Origin of the sequence: Simplicispira lacusdiani (genome assembly GCF_003604195.1) — a bacterium.
GTDB classification, from domain to species: Bacteria; Pseudomonadota; Gammaproteobacteria; order Burkholderiales; family Burkholderiaceae_C; genus Simplicispira; species Simplicispira lacusdiani.
Genome location: NZ_QXGR01000011.1, coordinates 23,084 through 32,477, shown reverse-complemented (window position 1 = coordinate 32,477; position 9,394 = coordinate 23,084). Strand labels below are relative to the sequence as shown.

General features: G+C 68.3%; 8 protein-coding genes. 7 read left to right on the top strand and 1 reads right to left on the bottom strand.

What is annotated here, in order from left to right; translation table 11 throughout:
• The 7 genes from D8S75_RS14490 to D8S75_RS14460 form a co-directional block, all read left to right on the top strand.
• Window positions 1-867, top strand: an 867-nt coding sequence (locus tag D8S75_RS14490; RefSeq protein ID WP_232829057.1) for a substrate-binding domain-containing protein, incomplete at its 5' end; no start/stop codon positions are given.
• A gap of 235 nt (window positions 868-1,102) precedes the next feature.
• A complete protein-coding gene (locus D8S75_RS14485) occupies window positions 1,103-1,879 on the top strand; it encodes an ABC transporter ATP-binding protein (protein ID WP_119967067.1) in 777 nt (258 codons plus the stop codon).
• Window positions 1,876-2,604 carry an ABC transporter ATP-binding protein gene (locus D8S75_RS14480; RefSeq protein WP_119967066.1) on the top strand — a complete coding sequence of 243 codons (729 nt, stop codon included), beginning with the start codon at window positions 1,876-1,878 and terminating at the stop codon, window positions 2,602-2,604. Before D8S75_RS14485 ends, D8S75_RS14480 begins: the two co-directional genes overlap by 4 nt.
• A gap of 95 nt (window positions 2,605-2,699) precedes the next feature.
• Window positions 2,700-3,683, top strand: coding sequence for a branched-chain amino acid ABC transporter permease (locus D8S75_RS14475; RefSeq protein ID WP_119967065.1), 984 nt, complete (start codon window positions 2,700-2,702; stop codon window positions 3,681-3,683).
• A 16-nt stretch (window positions 3,684-3,699) separates the two neighbouring features.
• Entirely contained in the window at window positions 3,700-4,773 is a 1,074-nt protein-coding gene (locus D8S75_RS14470) for a branched-chain amino acid ABC transporter permease (RefSeq protein WP_119967064.1), read from the top strand.
• Between the two features lie 52 nt (window positions 4,774-4,825).
• Window positions 4,826-6,946, top strand: a complete 2,121-nt coding sequence (locus D8S75_RS14465) for a D-(-)-3-hydroxybutyrate oligomer hydrolase (RefSeq protein WP_119967063.1) — start codon at window positions 4,826-4,828, stop codon at window positions 6,944-6,946.
• 69 nt (window positions 6,947-7,015) lie between these two features.
• Window positions 7,016-7,891: an alpha/beta fold hydrolase gene (locus D8S75_RS14460; protein WP_119967062.1), complete on the top strand. Its 876-nt coding sequence runs from the start codon at window positions 7,016-7,018 to the stop codon at window positions 7,889-7,891.
• Between the two features lie 215 nt (window positions 7,892-8,106).
• Here D8S75_RS14460 and D8S75_RS14455 read toward each other — a convergent pair whose 3' ends face one another.
• Window positions 8,107-9,252 carry an ABC transporter substrate-binding protein gene (locus tag D8S75_RS14455; RefSeq protein ID WP_119967061.1) on the bottom strand — a complete coding sequence of 382 codons (1,146 nt, stop codon included), beginning with the start codon at window positions 9,250-9,252 and terminating at the stop codon, window positions 8,107-8,109.
• Window positions 9,253-9,394: the final 142 nt, after the last annotated feature.

Below are 9,394 nucleotides of genomic sequence, written 5' to 3'. Positions count from 1 at the left end.
GTGGCGCTGGCGCTGCTGCCGGTGGCCGAGGAATACAAGAAGATCCTGCTGGTCGAGCCCGCCGTGGCCGACGCCATCACGGGCGAGAAGTGGAACAAGTACATCTTCCGCACGGGCCGCAACAGCAGCCAGGACGCCATCAGCAACGCTGTGGCGATCGACAAGGCCGGCGTGACCGTGGCCACGCTGGCGCAGGACTATGCCTTCGGCCGTGACGGCGTGAAGGCCTTCAAGGACGCGCTGAAGAACGCCAAGCTCGTGCACGAAGAATACCTGCCCACGAACACCACGGACTTCACCGCCGGTGCGCAGCGCCTGATCGACAAGCTCAAGGACCAGCCGGGCCGCAAGATCATCTTCATCATCTGGGCCGGCGCGGGCAACCCGTTCAAGATCGCCGATCTGGACCTCAAGCGCTACGGCATCGAGATCGCCACGGGCGGCAACATTCTGCCGGCGATGGCCAGCTACAAGAACTTCCCGGGCATGGAAGGCGCCACCTACTACTACTTCGGCATTCCCAAGAACCCGGTGAACGAGGCGCTGGTGGCCGCCCACTACAAGCAGTTCAAGACGCCGCCAGACTTCTTCACGGCGGGTGGCTTCAGCTCGGCCATGGCGCTGGTGACGGCGCTCAAGGCCACGAACGGCGACACCAACACCAACAAGCTCATCAAGACCATGGAAGGCATGAGCTTCGACTCGCCCAAGGGCAAGATGACCTTCCGCAAGGAAGACCATCAGGCCATGCAGAGCATGTACCACTTCAAGATCAAGGTGGACCCGGCCTTTGCCTGGGGCGTGCCCGAGCTGGTGCGCGAGATCAAGCCAGAGGAAATGAACGTGCCCATCCGCAACAAGCGGTAAGGGCATCCCCCTGAGCGGCTGCGCCGCTTCCCCCTTCTTCTCGCCTCGCTGCGCGGTCCGGGAAGGGGGGGACGCCACCAGCGCGGCGGGGCGGCCCTTGCGCGGTGGCCGCTGGCCTGGGCCGCGCCCGGTGCGATCGTAGCGCTCGGTTGTTACTGATTTCATAGTTGCTAACGCTTGCCGTGCAAGCGCTGGGAGCACTTTTTTCTTCAATTTTGTGGAGCCTCGACCCCGGATGCTGGCGACCCAAGACCTGACCATCCGCTTCGGCGGCCATGTGGCGGTGAATGCCGTGACCTGCTCGTTCGAGCCGGGCACGCTGACCGCGATCGTCGGCCCCAATGGCGCGGGCAAGACCACCTACTTCAACCTGATCTCCGGCCAGCTCAAGGCGACCAGCGGCCGCGTGTCGCTGGGCGGGCGCGACCTGACGGGGCAGTCCGTCTCGCAGCGCACGCACGCGGGCCTGGGCCGGGCGTTCCAGCTCACCAACCTGTTCCCCAACCTCACGGTGCTGGAGAACGTGCGCCTGGCCGTGCAGGCCACGCGCGAGGGCGGGCACCGCCGGGGGCTGAACCTCTGGAGCATCTGGAGCGACCACCGCCAGCTCACCGAGCGCGCCGAGCAGCTTCTGCAGTCCGTGTCCATGCTCGACCGGCGCGACACCCCCGTCGCCAGCCTGCCGCACGGCGACCAGCGCAAGCTCGAAGTGGCGCTGCTCATGGCGCTGGAGCCGCAGGTCTACATGTTCGACGAGCCCACGGCCGGCATGAGCCACGACGAGGCGCCCGTCATCCTGAACCTGATCCGCGAACTGAAGAAGGACAAGACCAAGATCATCCTGCTGGTGGAGCACAAGATGGACGTGGTGCGCGAACTGGCCGACCGCATCATCGTGCTGACCAACGGCACGCTGGTAGCCGACGGCCTGCCGGCCGAGGTGATCGCATCGCCCGTGGTCCAGGAAGCCTACCTGGGTGTGAGCAAGGACGCAGACAAGGAGGCCGCATGAGCACCACCAACCTTCTGGAGCTCAGGGGCGTGCACACGCACATCGGGGCGTACCACATCCTGCACGGCGTCGACCTGGCCGTGCCCAGGGGCCAGCTCACCATGCTGCTGGGCCGCAACGGCGCGGGCAAGACGACCACGCTGCGCACCATCATGGGCCTGTGGAACGCCTCGCAGGGCCAGATCACCTTCGCTGGCAAGGACATCACGGCGCTGCACACGCCGCAGATCGCCGGCATGAACATCGCCTATGTGCCCGAGAACATGGGCATCTTCGCCGACCTCACGGTCAAGGAGAACATGCTGCTGGCCGCGCGCAAGGCCAGCCATGCGGGGCAGATGGACCCGGCCCGGCTGGAGTGGATCTTCAAGCTGTTCCCGGCCGTGGAGAAGTTCTGGAACCACCCCGCGGGCAAGCTCAGCGGCGGGCAGAAGCAGATGCTGGCCGTGAGCCGCGCCATCGTCGAGCCGCGCGAGCTGCTCATCGTGGACGAGCCCAGCAAGGGCCTGGCGCCGGCCATCATCAACAACATGATCGACGCCTTCGACCAGCTCAAGAAGAGCGGCGTGACCATCCTGCTGGTCGAGCAGAACATCAACTTCGCCAAGCGCCTGGGCGACGCCGTGGCCGTGATGGACAACGGCCGCGTGGTGCACGCCGGCAGCATGGCCGACCTGGCCGCCGACGAGGCGCTGCAGCAGTCCCTGCTGGGGCTGGCTCTCTGACGAGGTTTTATGACAAATATGCCTCTAGCCATTATGAATAAAGCGCAAGCAGCTATTGAAAAAATAGCACATCAAGCCCTGCGAAAGGCCCTGCCATGAACGCCCGAGACTTTGACTGGAAACCGCTGGCGCTGGTGCCGCTGCTGGCGCTGATCGTGCTGCCGCTGATCGGCTCGCCCAGCACCTGGCTCACGCTCACGGTGGCGGGCCTGGCCATGGGCATGATCATCTTCATCATCGCCTCGGGCCTCACGCTGGTGTTCGGCCTGATGGACGTGCTCAACTTCGGCCATGGCGTGTTCATCGCGCTGGGCGCCTTCGTCGCCACCAGCGTGCTCGGCGCCATGGGCGACTGGACGGGATCAAACGAGCTGTGGCGCAACCTCGTGGCCGTGCTGCCCGCCATGGTCGTGGCCATGCTGGTGGCGGGCGCGCTGGGCCTGGCGTTCGAGCGCTTCATCGTGCGCCCGGTGTATGGCCAGCACCTCAAGCAGATCCTCATCACCATGGGCGGGATGATCATCGGCGAGGAACTCATCAAGGTCATCTGGGGGCCGCAGCAGATTCCGCTGCCGCTGCCCGAGGGCATGCGCGGCTCGCTGCTGGTGGGCGATGCCGCCATCGAGAAATACCGGCTGGTGGCCGTGGCCGTGGGCCTGGTGGTGTTCGGCCTGCTGGCCTGGACGCTCTCGCGCACCAAGGTGGGCCTCTTGATCCGCGCCGGCGTGCAGGACCGCGAGATGGTCGAAAGCCTGGGCTACCGCATTCGGCGCCTGTTCGTGGGCGTGTTCGTGGTGGGCTCGGCGCTGGCCGGCCTGGGCGGCGTGATGTGGGGCCTGTACCAGCAGAACGTCATCCCGCAGATGGGCGCGCAGGTCAACGTGCTGATCTTCATCGTCATCATCATCGGCGGCCTGGGCTCGACCGGCGGCGCCTTGATCGGCGCGCTGCTGGTGGGCCTGATGGCCAACTACACCGGCTTCCTGGCGCCCAAGGTGGCGCTGTTCTCCAACATCGCGCTCATGGTCGCGGTGCTGCTCTGGCGCCCCCAGGGTGTCTATCCCGTGGCCAACCGCTGAACAGGAGCCGACTGACATGCTGAACCGACTTCTTTCCGGCGACTACCCGCGCAGCAAGTGGCTCGCGGTCATCCTCCTGGCCGTGCTGCTGGGCCTGGCGTTCGCGCCCTTCCTGTTCCCTGGCGTCAAGGCGCTGTCGGTGGCGGCCAAGGTGTTGGTGTTCGTGGTGCTCGTGGCCAGCTTCGACCTGCTGCTGGGCTACACCGGCATCGTGAGCTTCGCCCACACCATGTTCTTCGGCATCGGCGCCTACGGCATCGCCGTGGCCACCACGCGCATGGGCCCCACCTGGAGCGCGCTGGCCGTGGGCGTGGGCGGCGCGCTGCTGCTGTCGCTGCTGCTGTCGCTGGCCGTGGGCCTGTTCTCGCTGCGCGTGCGCGCCATCTTCTTCGCCATGATCACGCTGGCCGTGGCGGCCGCGTTCCAGACGCTGGCCTCGCAGCTCTCCGACATCACGGGTGGCGAGGACGGCCTGACCTTCAAGGTGCCCGAGATCCTGTCGCCGAGTTTCGAGCCTTTCGAGGAGCCCTTCCTGGGTGTGAGCATCGACGGGCGCCTGCTCTGCTACTACCTGCTGTTCGTCACCGCCGTGGTGCTGGTGCTGGCGCTGCTGCGCATCGTCAACTCGCCGTTCGGCCGCGTGCTGCAGGCCATCCGCGAGAACGAGTTCCGCGCCGAGGCCATCGGCTACCGCGTGGTGGTGTACCGCACCACGTCGAGCGTGCTGTCGGCGCTGTTCGCCACGCTGGCGGGCTGCATGCTGGCGCTCTGGCTGCGCTACAACGGGCCGGACACCTCGCTCAGCTTCGAGATCATGATGGACTGCCTGCTCATCGTGGTGATCGGCGGCATGGGCACGATCTATGGCTCGGCCATCGGCGCCGTGCTGTTCCTGGTGGCGCAAAGCTACCTGCAGGACCTGCTGCGCCTGGGCAACGAGGCCGCCGCCGGCCTGCCCTGGCTGGCCGCGCTGCTCTCCCCCGACCGCTGGCTGCTCTGGCTCGGCCTGCTGTTCGTGCTCTCGGTCTATTACTTCCCCACCGGCGTGGTGGGGCGCCTGCGCGCGGCCGCCGCGCACCGGCCCGGTTGAAGGTTTCCCCGACGGTTGTGCAACCCCATAAAACCACCCTGGAGACAAACGCATGAAGACCTGTATTCGCCCCTTCGTTCCGGCCGCACTGGCCGCCGCCGTCCTGGCCGCCTGTGGCGGCGGTGGCGGCGCCAGCCTCAACACCAAGCCTGCCTGGCTGGGGGCGATCCAGGCCACCACCTACGATGGCGCCAGTGACGACCTGCTCACCGCCGGCCTGGGCAAGACCGGCCTGGCCTCGCCGCTGCCGCCCGCGTATGCCGACCCGCTCAAGCCCACGGCGGCCGAGCTGCGCCGCACGGCCATCCACACCAACTACCGCGCCATGCTCGACATGACGGCGGCCGGCGGCTACGGCAGCCTGTACGGCCCGAACGTGGACGCGCAGGGCAACGTGACGGCCGGCGAGGGCAAGGTGGCCGGCACCGAATACATCGCCTTCGCCGACGACGGCAGCGGGCGCCAGAACGTCACGCTGATGGTGCAGGTGCCCGCCGGCTTCGACCCCAAGAAGCCCTGCGTCATCACGGCCACGGCCTCGGGCTCGCGCGGTGTCTATGGCGGCATCAGCACGGGCGAATGGGGCCTCAAGCGCGGCTGCGCCGTGGCCTATTCCGACAAGGGCACGGGCGGCGCTCCGCACGACCTCATGAACGACACCGTGCCGCTGATCGACGGCACGCGCGCCACGGCCACGGCGGCGGGCAAGAACGCGGCGTTCAACGCCGGACTCTCGGCCAGCGAACTGGCGGCCTTCAACACGGCCACGCCCCACCGCTTCGCCTTCAAGCACGCGCACTCGGGCCAGAACCCCGAGAAGGACTGGGGCAAGACCACGCTGCAGGCGGTGGAATTCGCTTACTACGTGCTCAACGAACGCTTCGGCACGCTCGACAACGGCCAGCGCCTCAAGACGCTCACCCCGGCCAACACCATCGTGATCGCGTCGAGCATCTCCAACGGCGGCGGCGCCGCCATCGCGGCGGCAGAGCAGGACACGCAGGGCCTCATCAGCGGCGTGGCGGTGTCCGAGCCCGCCGTGGAACTGCCAGCCGATGCGGGCGTGAGCGTGCAGCGCGGCGGCAGCGCCATCGCGGTGACGGGCAAGAACCTCGTGGACTTCACCACCTACGCCAATCTGTACCAGTCCTGCGCCTCGCTGGCGCCCTCTGTGGCGTCCAGCCCCTATGCGGCGGCCTTCGCCGCCGGTTTTGCCAGCGCCGCGCTGCCGATCGCACCGAACCGCTGTGCCTCGCTCAAGGCCGCTGGCCTGCTCACCGCCAGCACCACGGCGGCGCAGGCCGAAGAGGCGCTGCAGAAGCTGCGTGCCTATGGCTGGGAAGCCGAGTCCAATGACCTGCATGCCTCGCACGCGGCCTTCGAGGTGGCGCCCGCCGTCTCCGTGACCTTCGCCAACGCGCTCGCACGCGCCAGCGTGAAGGACCACCTCTGCGGCTTCAGCTATGCCGGTGCCACGGCGGCCGGGGCCGTGGCGCCGCTGGCGCCGGCCGCGCTGGCCGGCATGTTCGCCACGGGCAATGGCGTGCCGCCGTCAGGGGGCGTGCAGCTCATCAACAACAACGGCAAGCTGGGCGCGGCGCGCGATTTCCTGTCGATGTCGTCCAACGGCACTTTCGACTGGAACACCGAAGGGGCGCTGTGCCTGCGCAACCTTGTCACCGGCTCCGACGATACGGCGAAAAAGCTGCAGGCCGGCATGCGCGAGACGCAGCGCAACGGCAACCTGCGCGGCAAGCCGGCCATCATCGTGCACGGCCGATCCGATGCCCTGCTGCCCGTGAGCCACACCTCGCGCCCCTATGCCGCGCTGAACCGCAAGGTGGAAGGCGGCAGCAGCAAGCTGAGCTACGTGGAGGTGACGAATGCCCAGCATTTCGACAGCTTCATCGGCCTGCCCACGGTGCTGCCGGGCTACGACTCGCGCTATGTGCCGCTGCACGTCTACCTGAACCGCGCGCTCGACGCGGTGTACGACCACCTCGCCAGCGGCAAGGCCTTGCCCGCCAGTCAGGTGGTGCGCACCGTGCCGCGCGGCGGCACGCCGGGAGCCGCGCCGGCTATCACGGCCGCCAACGTGCCGCCGCTGGCCGCCACGGCGGCGGCGGGCGACGCCATCGCCATCACCGCGGGGGCCATCGCCATCCCCGACTGACGCGGATCGACCGGAAGGCGCGGCCCCCGGGCCGCGCCGCACCTCCCCACGTTTCACAGGCCCTTCACCATGTCTCCCACCTCCCGCTACGCCACCTGCGCCGGTTACGAAATCCACTACACCGAATGGGGCGCGCCCGAGGCGCCCGTGGTGATCGCATGGCACGGCCTGGCGCGCACCGGGCGCGACATGGACGACTTGGCCGAGCATCTGGCGCCGCGCTACCGCGTCATCTGCCCCGACACCGTCGGGCGCGGCCTGAGCCAATGGAGCCGCAACCCGCAGCAGGAATACCGCCTGGCCTTCTATGCGCGCATCGCGGCGGACCTGTTCGCGCAACTGGGCATCACGCAGGCGCACTGGATCGGCACGTCGATGGGCGGCGCCATCGGCACGGTCTGCGCTTCGGGGCTGTTCGAGCCGCAACTGCGCGGCCGCATCCGCAGCCTGCTGCTCAACGACAACGCGCCGCGCTTGGCCGATGCCGCGCTCGAACGCATCAAGGCCTACGCGGGCCAGCCGCCCGCGTTCGACACGGTGCAGGAGCTCGAAGCCTTTTTCCGGCAGGTCTACAAGCCCTACGGCTGGCTCAGCGACGCCCAGTGGCGCAGGCTCACCGAGACCTCCACCCGGCGCTTGAGCGACGGGCGCGTGACGCCGCACTACGACCCGGCCATGGTGCAGCAGTTCACGCACCACGCGAACGACTACCTGATCTGGGACCACTACGACCGGCTCGACATCCCCGTGCTGTGCCTGCGCGGCGTGGATTCCGACCTGGTGCTGCGCGAGACCACGGCCGAGATGCTCGCGCGCGGTCCCGGCGCGCGCGGCCTGGCGCAGGTGATCGAGGTGCCCGGCTGCGGCCACGCGCCCGCGCTCAACGTGCCCGAGCACTACGCGCTGGTGGACGCCTTCCTGGCGCGGGCCGAACAGGCGGTTTGAGCCCCCTCCCGTGCCGCCGCCTGGTGGGCGCGCGGGAGGGCGTGCATCTTGGACTTTTGGGGAGCACAGCATCACCTGCGGCGCATGAAAGGTTCGCGGCCCAGGCCAGGACCGCCGCGCAAGGGCCGCCCCGCCGCGCTGGCGGTGTCCCCCTTCCACATCGCGCAGCGATGTCAGAGAAGGGAGAAGGCGCACAGCGCCACAGGGGGTTGTCCTTATCTCCTGAAGCGCTCGCCGTTGAAGTACGTCAGCTCCACGAAATCCGTGCCGCTGTGGTCCTTGGGCCCGTAGCGCACCTCGAAGCCGCCCAGGTCGTAGGGGCGCATGGAGTGCAGGGCCTCGACCAGCTTCTCGCGCGTGGCGCCACGGCCCGCGCGGCGCAGGCCTTCGAGCAGGATGCGCGCGTTCACGTAGCCTTCGAGCGAGGAGTAGCCGGGCTCGATGCCGCCCATCTTGCGGATCGAATCCTGATAGGCCTTGACCACGGGGATCGCCGGGTTGGCCGGGTTGGGCACGACCTGCGCCACCGTGATGCCGATCGAGGCTTCGCCCATCGCGCTGAGGACCGGGCGCGACCCGAGGAACGACAGCGAGAACACGGGCGCCTTCACACGCTGGCGCAGGGCCTTGAAGAAAGGCAGGCCGCTGGCGCCGATGCACAGAGAAATCAGCGAATAGGGTTGCCACTGCGCGATCTCGTCCACGCCCTTGGCGATGCCCTCGGGCGTCTCGGCGATCAGGAAAGGCTTCCACTGCGTGTTGTTGTGCTCGCGCGCGGCCGCCTCGAAGGCCGCCAGCGTGGCCTTGCCGAAGGGGTTGTCGAAATAGGGCACGGCGCATTTCGTGAAACCCGTGGAGCCGAGCTGCTTGACGATCTTGCTGAGTTCTTGCGCATAGCTGGCGCGGGTGTGGAACACCAGCGGGTTGAACGGCCGCAGCGCGTCCGAGCCCGAGGCCGGCGCGATCAGCGGCACCTTGGCCTCGGCCAGCACCTTGAGCGCGCCCATCACGCTGGTCGTGCCGCCGCAGGCGAACATGGTGAACACCTGCTCTTTCTGCAGCAGGGCCAGGGTGTTCTCGGCCGCCTTGTCGGGCGCGCCGCCATCGTCCAGGCTCACCAGCTCCACCGGCCGGCCGTCGATGCCGCCGCGGTCGTTCACCTCCTTGAAGGCCGCGGCGATGCCCTTGTTCATCTCCACGAACGGAAACGCCAGCGGACCGGTGAGCGCGGCCGTTTGGCCGATGCGCCAAGGCTCGGCCTGGGCGCGCACCAGCGCGGGGGCCGCCAGGGCAACGGCGGCGGTGGCCTGCAGGACATGGCGCCGCGTGGGCAGGGCGGTGGTATCGGTCACAGTGGGCATGGTTGTCGTGGTTGCTTGGGTGATGGAAGGCAGGGCGGGCGCGGGACCGCCCGTCCATGTGGCCGGGAGTATCAGCCGCCGGTGGCCGGGCCATGCCCTGGAAAACCCCCATGCAGAGGCCCGGAAGGTCACATGTGAGACA